This window comes from Anaerovorax sp. IOR16, assembly GCF_017168145.1.
GTDB lineage: Bacteria > Bacillota > Clostridia > Peptostreptococcales > Anaerovoracaceae > IOR16.
The window spans coordinates 195,489-211,970 of the sequence record NZ_JADQTL010000010.1 but is presented as its reverse complement, the minus strand read 5'-3'; the positions used below and the strand labels follow the sequence as shown (position 1 = coordinate 211,970).

Annotated in this window: 13 protein-coding genes and 1 pseudogene; 12 read left to right on the top strand and 2 right to left on the bottom strand. The window is 36.5% G+C overall.

Going from position 1 to position 16,482, the window contains the following annotated elements:
• Positions 1–214: 214 nt before the first annotated feature.
• The 5 genes from I2490_RS11605 (at position 215) to radA (ending at position 8,042) form a co-directional block, all read left to right on the top strand.
• The gene (locus I2490_RS11605) at positions 215–1,618 is read left to right on the top strand and encodes a YfcC family protein (protein ID WP_206459928.1); all 1,404 of its coding nucleotides are present in this window, start codon (positions 215–217) and stop codon (positions 1,616–1,618) included.
• 18 nt (positions 1,619–1,636) lie between these two features.
• Positions 1,637–2,755 (top strand): amidohydrolase, encoded by a 1,119-nt coding sequence (locus I2490_RS11600; protein ID WP_206459927.1) that lies wholly within the window; start codon positions 1,637–1,639, stop codon positions 2,753–2,755.
• Between the two features lie 303 nt (positions 2,756–3,058).
• Positions 3,059–5,119: an elongation factor G gene (fusA, locus tag I2490_RS11595; protein ID WP_206459926.1), complete on the top strand. Its 2,061-nt coding sequence runs from the start codon at positions 3,059–3,061 to the stop codon at positions 5,117–5,119.
• Positions 5,120–5,307: 188 nt separating this feature from the next.
• Positions 5,308–6,645, top strand: a complete 1,338-nt coding sequence (locus tag I2490_RS11590) for a hypothetical protein (RefSeq protein ID WP_206459925.1) — start codon at positions 5,308–5,310, stop codon at positions 6,643–6,645.
• Between the two features lie 11 nt (positions 6,646–6,656).
• Entirely contained in the window at positions 6,657–8,042 is a 1,386-nt protein-coding gene (gene radA / locus I2490_RS11585; protein WP_206459924.1) for a DNA repair protein RadA, read from the top strand.
• 164 nt (positions 8,043–8,206) lie between these two features.
• On the opposite strand, the gene I2490_RS11580 is transcribed toward radA, so the two are convergent.
• Both I2490_RS11580 and I2490_RS11575 read right to left on the bottom strand, forming a co-directional pair.
• Entirely contained in the window at positions 8,207–9,685 is a 1,479-nt protein-coding gene (locus tag I2490_RS11580; protein WP_206459923.1) for a sensor histidine kinase, read from the bottom strand.
• Complete coding sequence (locus tag I2490_RS11575; RefSeq protein ID WP_206459922.1) at positions 9,675–10,346, bottom strand: response regulator transcription factor; 672 nt, start codon at positions 10,344–10,346, stop codon at positions 9,675–9,677. Before I2490_RS11575 ends, I2490_RS11580 begins: the two co-directional genes overlap by 11 nt.
• A gap of 221 nt (positions 10,347–10,567) precedes the next feature.
• Between I2490_RS11575 and I2490_RS11570 the strand changes: the two genes are divergently transcribed.
• The 7 genes and pseudogenes from I2490_RS11570 to I2490_RS11545 all read left to right on the top strand — a co-directional run bounded on the left by I2490_RS11570 (position 10,568) and on the right by I2490_RS11545 (position 16,261).
• Positions 10,568–11,041: a CarD family transcriptional regulator gene (locus tag I2490_RS11570; RefSeq protein WP_206459921.1), complete on the top strand. Its 474-nt coding sequence runs from the start codon at positions 10,568–10,570 to the stop codon at positions 11,039–11,041.
• Positions 11,042–11,082: 41 nt separating this feature from the next.
• Positions 11,083–12,192, top strand: a complete 1,110-nt coding sequence (locus I2490_RS11565; protein ID WP_206459920.1) for a PIN/TRAM domain-containing protein — start codon at positions 11,083–11,085, stop codon at positions 12,190–12,192.
• Positions 12,193–12,215: 23 nt separating this feature from the next.
• Positions 12,216–12,890, top strand: a pseudogene (gene ispD / locus I2490_RS17085) (2-C-methyl-D-erythritol 4-phosphate cytidylyltransferase); the annotation flags it as partial.
• Positions 12,891–12,938: 48 nt separating this feature from the next.
• The gene (ispF, locus tag I2490_RS17080) at positions 12,939–13,427 is read left to right on the top strand and encodes a 2-C-methyl-D-erythritol 2,4-cyclodiphosphate synthase (RefSeq protein ID WP_334300412.1); all 489 of its coding nucleotides are present in this window, start codon (positions 12,939–12,941) and stop codon (positions 13,425–13,427) included.
• Between the two features lie 47 nt (positions 13,428–13,474).
• Positions 13,475–15,193, top strand: a complete 1,719-nt coding sequence (locus tag I2490_RS11555) for a proline--tRNA ligase (protein ID WP_206459918.1) — start codon at positions 13,475–13,477, stop codon at positions 15,191–15,193.
• A 22-nt stretch (positions 15,194–15,215) separates the two neighbouring features.
• Complete coding sequence (locus I2490_RS11550; RefSeq protein ID WP_206459917.1) at positions 15,216–15,734, top strand: NUDIX domain-containing protein; 519 nt, start codon at positions 15,216–15,218, stop codon at positions 15,732–15,734.
• 35 nt (positions 15,735–15,769) lie between these two features.
• Positions 15,770–16,261, top strand: coding sequence for a peptidylprolyl isomerase (locus I2490_RS11545; RefSeq protein WP_206459916.1), 492 nt, complete (start codon positions 15,770–15,772; stop codon positions 16,259–16,261).
• Positions 16,262–16,482 lie beyond the last annotated feature (221 nt).

Sequence of the window (16,482 nt, the reverse complement as noted above, 5' to 3'; positions counted from 1 at the left end):
TTAGAGTTAAATTCTAGCTCTCTTTTTTTATTATAGAAAAATAGATAGTGGACATATTCGGTAAAAATGAAATGGAATACAAAAAACAAATCGATTCATTAAAAAGAAAGAAAATTTTAAATTAAATGAATTTTGCTTGTGCATATATAATATATAATATATAATATATGAAACACAAGGGGGCGGGAACTAAAATAAAGAAGGAGTTGAAGTCATGAAAATCGGTAAAACTAAAAAAGGGTTCAAATTGCCAAGCAGTACAGTTATGCTATTTATACTTATATGTATTGTTACAATAATGACCTATGTTGTACCAGCTGGGCAGTTTGATACCATGATGAACGAGAAAACAGGTACGGAAATGATTAATGCCAGTTCTTATCATGTTGTAGATCAAAGTCCTGTAAGCCCATTCCGTATGTTTGTAGCAATTCAAGAAGGCTTTATTAATGGAGCATCCATTATTTTCTTGATTTTATTTGGGTATTTTTGGGTATATTCTATTATGCAAACTGGTGCCTTTTCAGCAATGATTCAACGTTTACTTGCAGGAAAGGCAAAAGATAGTAAATGGTTTATTCCTATTGTTATGACTATTTTTGCTTTGGCCGGATCTACGTATGGTGAATTTGAGACAATTTATGGACTCATACCAATTTTTATTGCTTTATCGATTGCATTAGGTTATGATGCACTGGTAGGATTAAGTATTTCGGGAATGGCTGTAGCAGTTGGATTTGCAGCAGCAACTACAAATCCATTTACGTTGGGTATTGCACAATCATTTGGTGAACTTCCTATTTTCTCAGGCCTTTGGCTGAGGTGGATTGTATTTTTTGTATTTTTAGCGACAGCAATTGCATGGGTTATGCATTATGCAGCAAAAATTAAGAAAGATCCATCCAGAAGTATTGTTTCTGAACTTGATTATTCGTCTTTTCGTTTAGAATTGAGTAAGGATACTGCAGAATTTACTGCAATACATAAAATATTAATGCTAGGTATGGTGTTAACGGTTGGTGTTATTGTATTTGGATCCTTAAATCGAGGCTGGTATATTAATGAAATGAGTGGAGTCTTTTTAATTTCTGGATTGTTGTCTTCTATTATTGCGGGTGATAAAGCAGAAAAAATTGCTTCTAACTTTTTAACAGCTTGTTCAGAGATGACCGTTGCAATGGTAGTAGTAGGCTTATCAAGAACAATATTGGTAATTCTTCAAGATGGGACAATTATTGATACGATTATCTATGCGTTAAATGCACCAATGAAATCTCTTCCAAACTGGATTACAGCAGAAGCAATGCTGATTGTGCAAAATATTTTAAATTTCTTTATCCCATCTGGAAGCGGGCAGGCAACTGCTATTATGCCAATTATGATTCCTTTGGCAGATTTAGCAGGATTAAATCGTCAAGTAGCGATTCTTGCTTATCAATTTGGAGACGGTTTTTCTAATCTTATATGGCCGACAGCTGCTTGTTCTATTATGTGTGGTATTGCAAAGATACCTCTTGGAAAGTGGTATCGTTATTTCTTGCCACTGTTTGGAATTATGTTCCTGTTACAGTCTGCATTTTTGATTTTTGCAGCACTGATAAATTATGGACCATTTTAAAGGGAATAGGAGAGCTTTATGTGGAGTAAAGAAACATTAATGCGATTAATTGAAAATAATATTCCTCAGGTAATGGATAAGATTTTTGAGTTAAATGATTATATAGCTTTACATCCTGAGTTAGGTAGTGAAGAGTTTGAATCATCAAAAAAAATTGTAAATCTACTTCAAAATGAAGGGTTAGATGTAATTTATCCATTTGACGGGATGGATACAGCATTTAAAGCATCTATTAATAAAGGAAAGAAAAACAAAGTAGCTTTGCTTGTAGAATACGATGCTCTTCCAGACATAGGTCATGCTTGTGGGCATTGTGCAAGCGGCATGGCAAGTATAATGGCAGGTTTGTCGTTATATTTGTCAAAGGATGAGATTGATGCACAGATTGATCTCATTGGAACTCCAGATGAGGAAATGAATGGAATGAAATGTCTCATGGCAGATCATCATGTTTTTGATGAATATGACTTTGCAGCCATGGTACACATGGGTGGTACCAATACATTAGAAGTTGATTTTATTGCATTAACTGGTTTGACATTTCAATTTTATGGACAAGCAGCTCATGCTGCACAAGCACCGGAAAAGGGAAGAAATGCATTAAATGCAGTTCGTTTACTGTTTGATAGTGTAGATATGATGCGCCAGCATGTTACTTCGGAAGCTCGCATTCATGGATATATTAAAAATGGAGGAAATGCATCCAATGTTGTACCAGATTATACAGAAGCGGAATTCTTAGCGAGAGCACCCCACACGGATGAAGTAAAAGACATTGTAGATTGGATGAAAGATTGCGGAAGAGCAGCAGCATTGGCTACGCGTACAGAAGTGAAAATACAGCCGTTAGGGGAACCATTTTTTGACCTGCATGTCAGTTCAGAAGAAAAAACGATATTGGAAGAGTGTTTCAAAGAAGTTGGATTGGAACTTTCCTATGAGAAATTTGTAGGTTCTTCCGATATAGGAAATGTAGATTATATTTGTCCCGCTTTTCATCCTGTGGTAAGTATTGGACAAGAATTGAATGTACATACAAAGGAGTTTGCAGATGCTATGACGAATGAGCAGACTCATACAGGAATCGTTAATGGGGCAAAAGTGCTTTTAAATTATATGGCAATCCTGCAAAACTAGAAAATATTAGGAAAGGACATCAGAAATATCGGGGATATTGATTGTATTTAAAAAAAGATAGAAAAGTACTTTAATGTGTTTTGAGAAAAAAATAAAGGAAACCTGCTTTTACGTATGTATGAGCAGGTTTTTTTTAAAATAATTATTAAAATTGCTTTAATTTTTTTAGGTAAACACAAGACAAACAATTCTGAAAAGGCGAACTATTTTGATTTTTATTTTGCTATTTCATATCTTGAATGCTATAATAAACCCAAGGTGAAAAGCTGAAAAAGAAAATAAAAAGTTTAGGAGGATGCTGAGATGAAAGGATATACAAGTGATGCGATCAGAAATGTTGCCCTTATCGGGCACGGAGGCTGTGGAAAGACTACGCTGCTCGAAGCTCTTTTATTTGATACCGGAGTCATTACCAGAATGGGTAAGGTAGAAGAAAAAAATACCGTATCCGATTATGACAAAATGGAAATGGAAAAAGGCTATTCCATCAACGCAACTATCGTTTCTGCAGAATACAATGACACTATGATCAACTTTGTAGATACTCCAGGTTATTTTGACTTTGTTGGTGAAATGAAGTCAGCACTACGCGCTGTGGAAAGCGCCATTGTAGTGGTTGATGCGTCGGCGGGAATTCAAGTTGGGACCGTAAAAGCATGGAAAGCTGTACATAGTGATATGCCTGCATTCTTCCTTATAAATAAAATGGATAAAGAAAACGTAGATTTTGAAAGCGTTTTATCCAGCCTAAGAGAAAAGTTCGGTAAAATTGTGACACCTTTTATGCTTCCGATTATGGATGGAGAAGAGCTGAAGGGTTATGTAAATGTTGTGAATCGAAAGGCTTACAAGTTTACAGGTAAAGGCTCAGAAGAGATTGAAGTACCAGAAGATAAAGAAGCTATGATGGAGGAATATCGTCAGTTGCTGATTGAATCTGTGGCAGAGTCAGATGAAGCACTTTTGGATAAATTCTTTGAAGGGGAAGAGTTTACCGATGAGGAAATCTTAAAAGGATTGCGTGCTGGGATTAATGCCGGAACGCTAGCACCGGTTATGGTTTGCTCTGCAACAAAAGTTGTAGGGATCAAAGCACTTTTGGAAATGATTTGTGATTACTTCCCAACGCCAAAAGAACATAAAGAATACACTGGTTTAAACGAAAAAGATGAAACAGAGGTACGTACATGCTCCTCTGATGAAAATACTTCCGCATTTATTTTTAAAACACTTGTTGACCCATTCGTAGGGAAAATTTCTATGATAAAAGTGATTTCCGGTACAATAAAGGCTGGAAATGAATATTACAATATGCATGCAGAAAAAAATGAAAAAATTGGAAAGCTGTTTTTTATGAGAGGAAAATCACAGTTTGATACACCGGCAGCTGAGGCTGGAGACATTGCAGCCATCGCAAAATTACAATATGCGAAAACTGGTGATACACTTTGTGATAAAGCGGCTCCGATTCGTTTTCCTGAAATTTTCTTCCCGGAACCATCTTTGCAAATGGCAATTGTTCCAAAGTCTAAGGGAGATGATGAAAAAATAGGAACTGGTTTAAATAAGCTGATGGAGGAAGATCCATCCTTTACGATTATCCGTAACCCGGAAACACATCAAATGCTAATTGGTGGTCAGGGTGAAATTCAGATCAGCATTATAATGGCAAAACTGAAAGAAAAATTTGGTGTTGATGTGGAAATTGAAGGCCAAAAAATTCCTTATAGAGAGACGATCAAAGGGAATTCCGATGTACAGGGTAAACATAAAAAACAATCCGGAGGTGCAGGGCAGTATGGTGATGTACACATTCGTTTTTCACCTTCCACAGAGGAATTTGAGTTTAGCGAAGCATTATTTGGCGGATCGGTTCCAAAATCTTATGTTCCTGCGGTTGAAAAGGGTTTAAGAGAATGTATGGCTAAGGGACCTTTGGCTGGATATCCGGTTGTAAATGTAAAGGCTGTATTATATGACGGATCGTACCATGATGTAGATTCTAATGAAATGGCATTTAAAATAGCAGCATCCTTAGCTTTCAAAAAGGGAATCGTTGAAGCAAAACCGATTTTATTAGAGCCAATCATGCATGTAGAAATATTGGTTCCAGATGAATACATGGGCGATGTTATGGGGGATCTCAATAAGCGAAGAGGAAAGATTTTAGGTATGGAGCCACTGTCCGACGAACAAAAGCTTATGGCCGAGGTACCGATGGCAGAAATGCTTTCCTATGCAATTACATTACGCTCAATGACACAGGCAAGAGCAAGCTTCCGTATGTGGTTCGAACGATATGAGGAAGTACCAATGCATCTAAGCCAAAAAATTATTGAAGAAGCAAAACAGAACGGCGAATAACCGTTAAATTTTGAATAACAAAAATACCGCGGGCCTCCAATTAACCGCGGTATTTTTGTTGATTCAATCATAATTATATTACAAAATATGACAAATAGTTGACGGGACTGAATCATCCGTTTATAATTTGGGCTGAGTAAATGAATAAAAAAAAATCACGCATTATACGCAATAAAGGAGTATTATTTATGAAATTAAGACAATTAAATCGGTTTTTTTTACCATTGATGCTCGGCACGATGGTTTTTTTATCAGGATGTGACCTGTTTGCCGAACAAATAGAAATAAATCCCGAAATACTGAAACAGGCAAGTACCCAGACAATTTCCTTATTGGGTGATCTGAACGATAAAGTGTCGGATTCAAATCGGGAGAAGTTAGAGGGTCTGGTAGCGGAGGCAATCTCTTTATGCCAAAAGCGTGAAAATAAACAAAATTATGAAATGGGAAAAACTGAGGGAAAATTATGGAATAAAATTTCCGGTATATTAGATAAAGAAACTATTCGTCAGTTTGGGAAAATAGAAGATGATGAGGATGAGTATGAGGAATCGCCTGATGTTGATTATGTAGAGGAAGTTCTTACTCGATTAAAGAAGACAATCTCAAAAGAAGATTATGCAGAGATTCATCAACTGATGGAGGTAGTGAACGCTGACGACTCCAGTGTAGAAGAGACAATTGATGCGCAGGATAAGATGAAATTAATATTACGAAAATATTCTCAGCTTGATGTGTCTGCAACTATTATGAACTTACTGGATGAACCCGCTCAAAATCATATAGCAGTATATCGAATTCAAAACGATTATTCGATTATTTATGAAAAGGGAAGTAAAAGTGGTTTAAATGATTTAAATATAGAAAAACAAAAGGAAATGGGGAGCCATTGGAATGAAATAAAGAGTATTTTACCGGAGAGTAAATTAAATCAGTTTAAATATTTTGCAGTAACCAGTGATGGTGAATGGGGAACGTGTGCTTATGTAATGCGTATCGATAAAACAGGAGAGAATTGGTGTATTAGTATTGACCCTGCAGATAAAATTGATGATGGCTTGTTCCCATATACCATTGTACATGAATATGCGCATTATCTTTCTTTAAATAATAATCAAGTGGAGTATTATGACAGTGATGTTGCTTATCCAATGGATACGTATTGGGATTATGAATGTATAGCAAAGAAAGATTCTTATCTGCAAGCGTATTACGAACAATTTTGGGAACCGATTTATATGGATTGGCTGTCGGATTCGGAAAATGAATACTTTTATTCAAGACATCAAAGTGAATTTCCAACTGAATATGCAGCTACGGATTGTTCTGAGGACTTCGCAGAAAGCTTTGCTGGTTATGTATTAGAAGAAAAAGCAAAATCTCCTCAGTTAAAAAATAAATATGATTTCTTTGATCAATATCCGGAATTTGTTGAATTGAAGAATGAAATTTTAAATAATGTAAAGAAAAATAAAATTGATCTTAGTCCGGAAATTGACCCGCTATATGAAGAAGAGGCGGCTTAAAAGGAGTAGTAATGGCAAAAAAATCAAAAACAGTGTTTGTGTGTCAACAGTGTGGATATGAAAGTGTAAAATGGATGGGACAATGCATTTGTGGTGCATGGAATACGATGGTAGAAGAAAAGGTAGTTGAAATTCAAACCGATGATAAGCGGAGACGAGGAACGAGCAATAGTAGTGTTTGTCCAAAAGCAATTCCGATTAATCAGGTACATTCTGGAGACTATAGCCGATTAGATACGGGAATTTCGGAGTTAAATCGAGTATTGGGAGGTGGTCTTGTAAAAGGTTCTCTTACCTTAATTTCAGGTGAACCGGGAATTGGAAAATCAACGATAATCATACAAGCAGCCTCAAAAATAGCAAAGAAGTATGGAAAAGTTCTTTATGTAAGCGGAGAAGAATCAGAGGAGCAGATTAAGATGAGAGCTGATCGTGTTTGTGAAGGCGATTTGCAGGATTTATTTCTTCTTGCGGAAACGAATATGGATGTGATTGCTAAGGTTGCGGAAGAGCTGCAGCCGACTTTTCTTATTATAGATTCCATCCAAACAATGTATTCTGAGGATTTGGACTCGGCGCCGGGTAGTGTATCACAGGTACGCATTTGTGGAAATATGTTAATGCGGATAGGAAAAAATGGACAACTTCCTATTTTTATTGTGGCACATGTCACAAAAAATGGTGATTTGGCAGGCCCCAAAATTGTAGAGCATCTTGTAGATTGTGTTTTACATTTTACAGGAGAGAGAAATCAAGAATTACGTATTTTACGTGCCTATAAAAATCGTTTCGGAACAACCAGTGAAATTGGGGCATTTGAAATGGAGGAAGAAGGCTTAATTGAGATAGAAAATCTTTCAAAAAGTTTTTTAGAAGGGTTAGAGGATGGAACAGAAGGTGCTATGGCGACTGCTGTTTATGAAGGAACACGGCCTTTGCTGTTAGAAGTGCAATCATTAACATCTCCGACTAATATCGGATTTGCCAGACGGACGGCTTTGGGCGTGGAATTATCCCGGTTAAACATGATCTTAGCCGTACTTGAGCGAAAAGCCGGTGTATCACTTGTCAATCAAGATGTATATATTAATGTGGTGGGAGGATTAAAACCTGAAGGAACGTCTACCGATTTAGCAGTAGCATTGGCAATTTATTCAACCTTAAAGGGTATGCCTGGATCTTCTAAAATGTTAGCGATGGGTGAAATCGGATTGACTGGTGATTTACGTTCTGTTCAAAATGCAGACAAAATTGTAAGAGAAGCTGCTCGAATGGGATTTGAAAGAATCTTATTGCCAAAAAAGAATGCAGAAAAAATAACTGAGATACCAAAAGGGATTACATTAATTGGTGTAATCAGTTTAAAGGAAGCCATTGAAAAAATATATAAGGCATAGTTTTTAAATAATCAATAGAAAATTATATAAAAAGAATAAGTATATGAATAAAATTAATAATTCTTATTAAAAATGGGAGCAAGGTGATTCGAGTGATAACTTCGAACATCTTGCTCCCTTGTTCAATTTTTAAATATTGTTATTCCATAATCCAATTCGGTTGGTTATTTATCGGGCATTTCCTTTGCTTCTATTTCAAACCAGAATGTGCTCCCTTTTCCTTCTTTGCTTTCGACGCCAAAGTGAGCTTTATGAAGGAGGAGAATTTCTTTTACAATAGAAAGACCGAGTCCGGAACCACCGGATAGTGAGCGTACTCGATTACTGCTGGCTTTATAATAACGATCCCAGATGTGATCGAGTTCTTCGGGTGGAATGCCTTGTCCGAAATCAGTTACGCTTAGTCGAACCCATTCATCTTCTCTATTCAGCGTTACAAGGATGTGCTTTGAATCGCCTCCATATCGAATTGCGTTATTCAGAAGATTTGAAACCACTTGTGTTAGTCTGGTTTCATCTCCTGATATCATATAACTCTCGGAATTCTCCATATTGCAATTAAATTCAAATTGATATCCTTCTTGTTCTTCTAAAATAAGATAGGTTTGAAGAAGGCTTGTCACTACACTTTTCAAATCGAAATCATGAATTTGCAAAGCTTCTACTCCTGATTGCATTTTAGAAATCGTGAGTAAATCACTTACCAATAGATTTAAACGATCCGCTTCATCAATGATTACTTGCAAATGTGCATTACGCTTTTTCGGATTTTCTCCCGATAAATCTCGAATCATTTCTGCATAGGATTTTACCATTGTAAGCGGTGTACGTAAATCATGAGAGACGTTTGCAATTAAATCTTTCTGTAAATTGCTTGTTTTTGCTAATTCTTGTGATGTATAAGTAAGCGTATCAGCAAGTGCAATCATTTCAGAATAATGCCCACCATCGAAGGTAACGTTATAATTACCTTTCGCAAGTTGCGCAGCTGAATTTTTAATATGAATAATAGACTTGGTAACTCGACGTGAAAGTAACAGAGAAAATACAAAGGCCAAGGTCAAAGAGATAATGGTTACGTAAATCAATTGATTGGCTAAGATATCTACCGTTGCTTCCACCGGCGAAAGCGGTGCAAAAATACAAAGAAAGGTTGTTTCATTCTTGTTATTCGTAATCAAACTACCGTATATCATCGTATCTTTTTCACCCGAAGGGCTTGCTGCGGTAAAAGAAACGGTATGTGTAGGACTTTGAGTTACTTGATGTTTGATTAAATTTATATCTTGCAATGGTTTATAAGAAGCACGCGTTGGAGGATAATCTCCACAGGAAGTAAGAATAATTCCTTCTGGAAACTCCATAAACACATACATATCATTTTTGTAAGAAATCTGAGTGATTTCTTCAATCATACTTGTAAAGGTTGATGCATCTGCAGATGCATAATCTTTGGAGATGGCATCTGCAATTTTTAAAATTTGGCGTGCTTTCATATCTTGATAATAGGTTTGTAGAAAAAATATTTGCAAAAACCACAAGATAACCAAAACGAAAGCTGCAAACAAGCCAAAATATAGCCATAACTTAAATTGAAGGCTTTTTGTATCTATCGTTTTATACGAACTCAAATTAAATTTCAAATTTATAACCTACCCCTCGAAGTGTCACGATATGATCGCGATATTTACCCAAGTTATTACGTAAATTTTTAATATGCGTATCAATGGTACGATCGTCTCCAAAGAAATCATATCCCCAGATATCACGCAGCAGCTTGTCCCTGGATAGAGCAATGTTTTTGTTTTGAACGAGATAAAATAAAAGATCGTATTCCTTTGGCGTTAATTCTATTTTTTCCCCATCAATTGTTACATTACGAGCAGGGATGTCAATTTCCAAGCCATCAAATGAAAGAATATCATTATTCTGTGCATCGCACTGCTTTCTTCGAGTCAATGCAACGTTAATACGCGCCATTAATTCCTTGGGGCTAAAGGGCTTTACTACATAATCATCAATACCGAGTTCAAATCCAAATAATTTGTCGTATTCTTCTCCGCGAGCGGAAAGCATGATAACAGGAATGTCGGTTGTTTTCTTTATCTCTTTGCAAGTTGAAAATCCATCCAGCTTTGGCATCATAATATCCATCACGATGAGATCGAAGTCAAATTGCTTGGTAAGTGCAATGGCTTCCATGCCATCTGCAGCTTCTTTGACTTCATAACCGTTGAATTCGGCATATTCGCGGATGACCTCACGAATTTTTTGTTCGTCATCTACAATTAAAATATGCGGCATAAAAATGTCTCCTTTCTCTTCGTGCTTTAGTTATATTTTTGATTATAACATTATAACATAACGATTTCTTTAAGAATAACTTTCCTTTGTGAAAAACAAGTGTTTTTTTAATAAAATATTTGTGTTGACACGCAAATTTCATTGTGATAAAATAAAAAATTGTTTTCTTGACATATTATGCTGCCGTCATTTATACTATAAATAGACTGGGGGCGTTTATTATGTTTACAATCGGTGAAAAAATCGTATATCCAATGCATGGTGCGGGTGTAATTGAAACCATTGAAGAAAAGAAAATCTTAGGAGAATCAAGGCGGTATTATATATTAAAGCTGTCTTGTAGTGACATTAAAATTATGATTCCAGTAGATACTTCTAATGATATAGGAGTAAGAGGGATCGTGTCAGAGGAAAAACTATCTTGTGTTTTTGAAATATTGCATAGTAAGTCTTCCGTTATGTCCACAAATTGGAATCGTAGATATCGAGAAAATATGGAAAAATTAAAAACGGGAGAAATTGAAGAAGTTGCAGAAGTTGTGAGAGATCTGACTCGTTGTGAGCGAGATAAAAAACTATCTACTGGAGAAAAGAAAATGCTTATCAATGCAAATCAGATTTTAGTTAGTGAAATTATTTTAGTCAAAGACATAGATCAAGATGCTGCAACGGCAATTGTTGATGCGGCAGTATGAACAAATAAGGAAAACAAAAAATAAAGGAGGGAGGTGAAAGCGTGTTCACTAAAATATTTCGGATTGTATTTACACTATGCGGGCTGTTATTTGGATACGGCGTTGCCTTATTAATTAATAAATTTTTAATGGTGAGTAATTTAAGTGTGGCATTGGGAATGAGTCATTCAGAAGAAGTTGTCATGTCTGTAGCTTTTGTTCTTTTGTCTGGTATTATATTTTTTAAATTGGCACCATTTGTTCGGAAACATGGCGTGAAAGTGGCCAGAGGAATTGAGTCGGATTTGGCAAAGGTTCCAACGAATGATATGGTTGCGGGAATTATTGGATTAATCATTGGATTAATCATCGCATTTTTTATTAGTCAAATATTGTATTCCATTACTGTTTTAAATGTTGCTTATATTAATACAATTTTGTCTGTTATTAGTTACTTATTCTTAGGATATCTAGGAATGAGTGTAGCGCAAAAGAAAAGCAAAGATGTGCCGGCTTATCAATGGATGACAACTTCAAAAAAACAATCCAAGGGTAAAGGTAAGGGTAACGATGCCAGCCCAAAGATTTTAGATACCAGTGTTATTATTGATGGTCGTATTGCCGATATCATGAAAACAGGGTTTATTGAAGGCAATATTGTCATTCCTGAATTTGTATTGGTGGAGCTTCGTCACATTGCAGATTCTTCGGACAGCCTAAAGCGAAATCGTGGACGAAGAGGTTTGGATATCCTCAACCGTATCCAAAATGATTATGGTATTGATATTTATAATACAAATTCTGAGAAATCTTTGGATGAAATTCCGGAGGTAGATGTAAAGCTTTTAAAGCTTGCACAGATTATGAACGGAAAGGTTGTTACCAATGATTTCAACTTGAACAAAGTAGCCATGATTAAAGGGGTTGAGGTTCTTAATATCAATGAATTGGCAAATACGTTAAAACCAGTTGTACTTCCGGGTGAGGACATGCAGCTCTTTCTTGTAAAAGAAGGAAAAGAAAATAATCAGGCAGTTGCTTATTTAGATGACGGAACGATGATTGTTGTAGAAGAGGGAAAAAGATATATTGGAAAAACAATTGATGTCACAGTAACCAGTGTGTTGCAAACATCTGCCGGACGTATGATTTTCGCAAAGCCAAAACGTTAGAAGTAGAAATCATAGGGATAATTATGTATCAAAATAAAAAAATTGCTGTTATTATTGCGGCCGCTGGTTCCGGAACGAGAATGGGCAGCGGTATCTCAAAACAGTTTAGAGAAATCAGCGGCCTGCCTGTATTGGTAAGAGCCGTTGGTGCTTTTTCTGAGCATCCTTTGGTTGATGAAGTTTATATTGTAACAAAAGAAGAACAGCGAGAGTTTGTCTTATCACATATGGTAAAAAAATATGGATTGCAAAAGGTAAAGGCGGTTATTGCTGGTGGAGAACAACGGCAGGATTCTGTCTATAAGGGAATCAATGCTTTAAGCCAAAGTGTTGATTTTGTTTTGGTTCATGATGGAGCGAGACCGTTTGTATCATCCGATATTATAACGCGAACGATTGAATCTTTGTTTCAGCATAATGCTGTGGCAGCAGCTGTACCGGTAAAGGATACCATAAAAACATGTGAGGAAGGTGTTTTTACAGGAACACCAAATCGTGATCTTCTTTTTGGAGTGCAAACACCACAGGGTTTTCATTTTTCTGTTTTAAAAGATGCTATAGAAAAAGCAAATGCAGATCGTTTTTATGGGACAGATGATGCGGTTTTGGTTGAAAGAATCGGTCAAAAAGTGTATCTTGTAGAAGGCAATTATAATAATATTAAAATTACTACAGAAGAAGACTTGATTTTTGGACAAGCAATTGCGGAGAGAGCGGATAAAGAAGGTGGAGTACTTTTGGAAGCAATCCATAATCAAAATAAATTCAGAGTTGGAACTGGATATGATGTTCACAGACTGGTTGAAGGAAGAAAGTTGATTTTAGGTGGCGTAGAAATTCCTTATGAAAAAGGTTTGCTGGGACACTCGGATGCAGATGTATTGCTGCATGCAATTATGGATGCTTTACTTGGTGCTGCAACATTGGGAGATATAGGGCGACATTTTCCGGATAACGATCCAGAATATTATGGTGTTTCCAGTTTGAAATTATTAAAAAAAGTAGAACAAGCAATTCGAGAAAGAGGGTTTTCAATTGGGAACATTGACGCTACAGTGATTGCCCAAAAACCAAAGATTGCCCCATTTTTACAAGAAATGAGACAAAAAATAGCCTTGACATTGCAAATAGAATTAGATTGCATTAATATAAAGGGGACAACGACAGAGCAACTTGGATTTTGCGGCCGTGGAGAAGGAATTGCGGCACAGGCTTCTGTTATTTTATATCGATAAGAAAACAAAACATATAGAAACTATAAAGATAGAAGGAGAATTCTTATATGAGACTTTCAAAGATGTACCTAAGAACGTTGAGAGAAGTTCCGGCTGAAGCAGAGATACCAAGCCATATCTTGCTTTTACGTGCCGGTATGATTCGAAAATTGGTTTCCGGTGTATATGGATTTATGCCTTTGGGCTATCGTTCTTTACGTAAAATTGAGCAAATTGTTCGTGAAGAAATGGATAAAAAGAACGCACAGGAGATATTGATGTCTGCGATTCAGCCAGCAGAATTGTGGGAAGAATCCGGAAGATGGGCTGCGTTTGGTCCGGAGATGTTCCGCCTTAAGGATCGAAATGAGAGACAGTTTTGTCTGGGGCCTACACATGAAGAGATATTTACGGATATTGTTCGCAACGAAGTGAATTCTTATCGACAGCTTCCTTTAAATCTATATCAGATTCAAACAAAATACAGAGATGAAAAAAGACCAAGATTTGGACTTATGAGAAGCCGTGAATTTATTATGAAGGATTCTTACTCCTTTGACCGGGATTGGGAAGGTTTGGATAAGAGCTATGATGATATGTATGATGCATATACGAAAATTTTTACACGTTGTGGCTTGACCTTCCGCGCTGTTGAAGCGGATACAGGTGCAATGGGTGGAAGTAACTCGCATGAATTTTGTGCACTATCAGAAGTCGGTGAAAGTGAAATTGCTTATTGTGAAAAATGTCAAATGGCTGCAACGACAGAACGTGCTGCTTGCGTTGATGACAAAGCACCAGATGAAGCGGAACTTCCGTTAGAAGAAGTATTGACTCCGGGAACAAAGAGCATTGCCGAGGTTGCTGAATTCTTAGGCATTCCGGAAACAAAGACGATGAAAGCACTCTTATTCCGTGTATACGATCAAGATTATAAATATGTAGCTGCTTTTATTCGAGGGGATCGAGAATTAAATATGACAAAGTTGATCAATGCTTTGAAGATTGCAGAGCATGAAATCGAATTTGCCGATGAAAATGAAATGCATCAAGAAACTGGATGCGTAGGTGGATTTACGGGACCGATTGGATTGCACGATTGTAAAATTGTCGTTGACACAGAATTAGTAGAGACTAAAAATTTGTGTGCCGGTGCATGTAAGACGGATCACCATATCAAGAATGTGAATTATGGAAGAGATTATAAAGGTGACGTTGTAACCGATTTAAAATTATTAAAAGAGGGAAATCCTTGTCCGGTATGCGGTGCGCCCGTCAAGCTTGCAAGAGGCATTGAGGTGGGGCAGGTATTTAAGCTTGGTACAAAATATAGTGAAGCAATGAATGCTTATTATAAAGACGAAAACATGAAAGACCAAGTAATGATTATGGGATGTTATGGAGTTGGAGTGAGCCGTACTCTAGCTGCAATCGTTGAACAGCACCATGACGAAAATGGTATTATTTGGCCAATGTCAGTTGCTCCTTATCATGTTGTAGTCACTATTGTAAATATAGGTGATGAGGAACAAGTTGCTCTTGCAGAAGAAATATATGAAGAATTACAGCGTGCAGGTGTAGAAGTGTTGCTGGATGATCGCAAAGAACGTCCTGGTGTTAAATTTAAGGACGCTGATTTATTAGGTATCCCGGTCCGTATTACAGTTGGGAAGAAGGCTTCCGATAAAATCGTTGAATTTAAGCTTCGTGAGTGTAGTGATTCTATCAATATGAATGCTACAGAAGCGGTAGAAGAAACGGTTGTTTTGGTAAATCAGAGAAAATAATCAAAAGGTAGGAGGGGTTAATATGTGGATTGGTGGTGTACGTGTTGTTATTTTAGATGAATACAAGCGTATTTTAATGGTAAAGCAGCATCATGAGGATAAAGACATTTGGATGGTGCCTGGTGGAGCCATTGAACAGGGAGAAGATGCATCACAAGCCGCAGTACGTGAGGTTAAGGAAGAAACTGGACTTGATGTTGAAGTAGTAAAGCTGCTTTGGCATGTAGAAGAAGTTTCGGAACAAAGGGGGCAACGTTTTGTTAATTTCTTTCTAGCGAATAAAGTCGGAGGGGAATTGCATCTTGGTGAAGATCCGGAATTTGATTCTGAACATCAGGTATTACGTGATATCAGATTTCTTACACAAAAAGAAGTTTTAGAGTTGGAGCATGTTTATCCAGACTACTTACGAGATGAGCTTTGGTATGCCATTGGACGTTATATTGACTGTGACGTATTGTCCAATTCAGTTCATAAACTTATGCTGGATCATTTTAAAGAGAAAGAAAATGGATATAATCCATTTAAACTAAGAAAATAATAAAATGATTTGTAATTTAGAAAAGGAGATGTTGTATGAAAAAGATTGTAACCATTGAAATGGAAAATGGCGATGTGATGAAGGCAGAACTTTATCCGGAGATTGCTCCTAAAACGGTAGAAAACTTTGTTGGTCTGATTGAAAAAAAGTTTTATGATGGGACTATTTTTCACAGAGTCATTCCAGGTTTTATGATTCAAGGTGGTGATCCGACCGGTACTGGAATGGGAGGACCGGGACATACCATTGAAGGAGAATTTGCGGCAAACGGTTTTAAAAATGACTTAAAACATACAGCTGGTGTTTTATCTATGGCAAGAGCTATGGATCCAAATTCAGCAGGATCACAGTTTTTTATTATGGTAGAGGATGCTCCGCATCTTGACGGCCAATATGCAGGCTTTGGAAAACTGATTGAAGGATTGGATGTAGCAAGAATGATTGTTTCTGTAAAAAGAGATGCAATGGATAAGCCGAAAGTTGAACAAAAAATGAAGAGTGTTACAGTTGAGGAAATGGAAGACTAACATATAATAAAGACTTAAAAGTAAGAGAATTCCCATTAATAGGATGCTCTTACTTTTTTTATGTAGGAATTATGAAATATTATGAAAAAATAGTGATTTGCTTGACTTTGTTGTAACATTCTTGTAACATTTAAATGTACTTTTTCATATGGTACATACATAAGAATAAATAGGAGAAACTACTAAAAGATTCTATAATTATTTTATAAAAGTTTAATACG

Coding starts and splice junctions, on each gene's coding strand:
- I2490_RS11605 (WP_206459928.1), top strand. CDS start 215: ATGAAAATCGGTAAAACTAAAAAAGGGTTCAAATTGCCAAGCAGTACA.
- I2490_RS11600 (WP_206459927.1), top strand. CDS start 1,637: ATGTGGAGTAAAGAAACATTAATGCGATTAATTGAAAATAATATTCCT.
- fusA (WP_206459926.1), top strand. CDS start 3,059: ATGAAAGGATATACAAGTGATGCGATCAGAAATGTTGCCCTTATCGGG.
- I2490_RS11590 (WP_206459925.1), top strand. CDS start 5,308: ATGAAATTAAGACAATTAAATCGGTTTTTTTTACCATTGATGCTCGGC.
- radA (WP_206459924.1), top strand. CDS start 6,657: ATGGCAAAAAAATCAAAAACAGTGTTTGTGTGTCAACAGTGTGGATAT.
- I2490_RS11575 (WP_206459922.1), bottom strand. CDS start 10,346: ATGCCGCATATTTTAATTGTAGATGACGAACAAAAAATTCGTGAGGTC.
- I2490_RS11570 (WP_206459921.1), top strand. CDS start 10,568: ATGTTTACAATCGGTGAAAAAATCGTATATCCAATGCATGGTGCGGGT.
- I2490_RS11555 (WP_206459918.1), top strand. CDS start 13,475: ATGAGACTTTCAAAGATGTACCTAAGAACGTTGAGAGAAGTTCCGGCT.
- I2490_RS11550 (WP_206459917.1), top strand. CDS start 15,216: ATGTGGATTGGTGGTGTACGTGTTGTTATTTTAGATGAATACAAGCGT.
- I2490_RS11545 (WP_206459916.1), top strand. CDS start 15,770: ATGAAAAAGATTGTAACCATTGAAATGGAAAATGGCGATGTGATGAAG.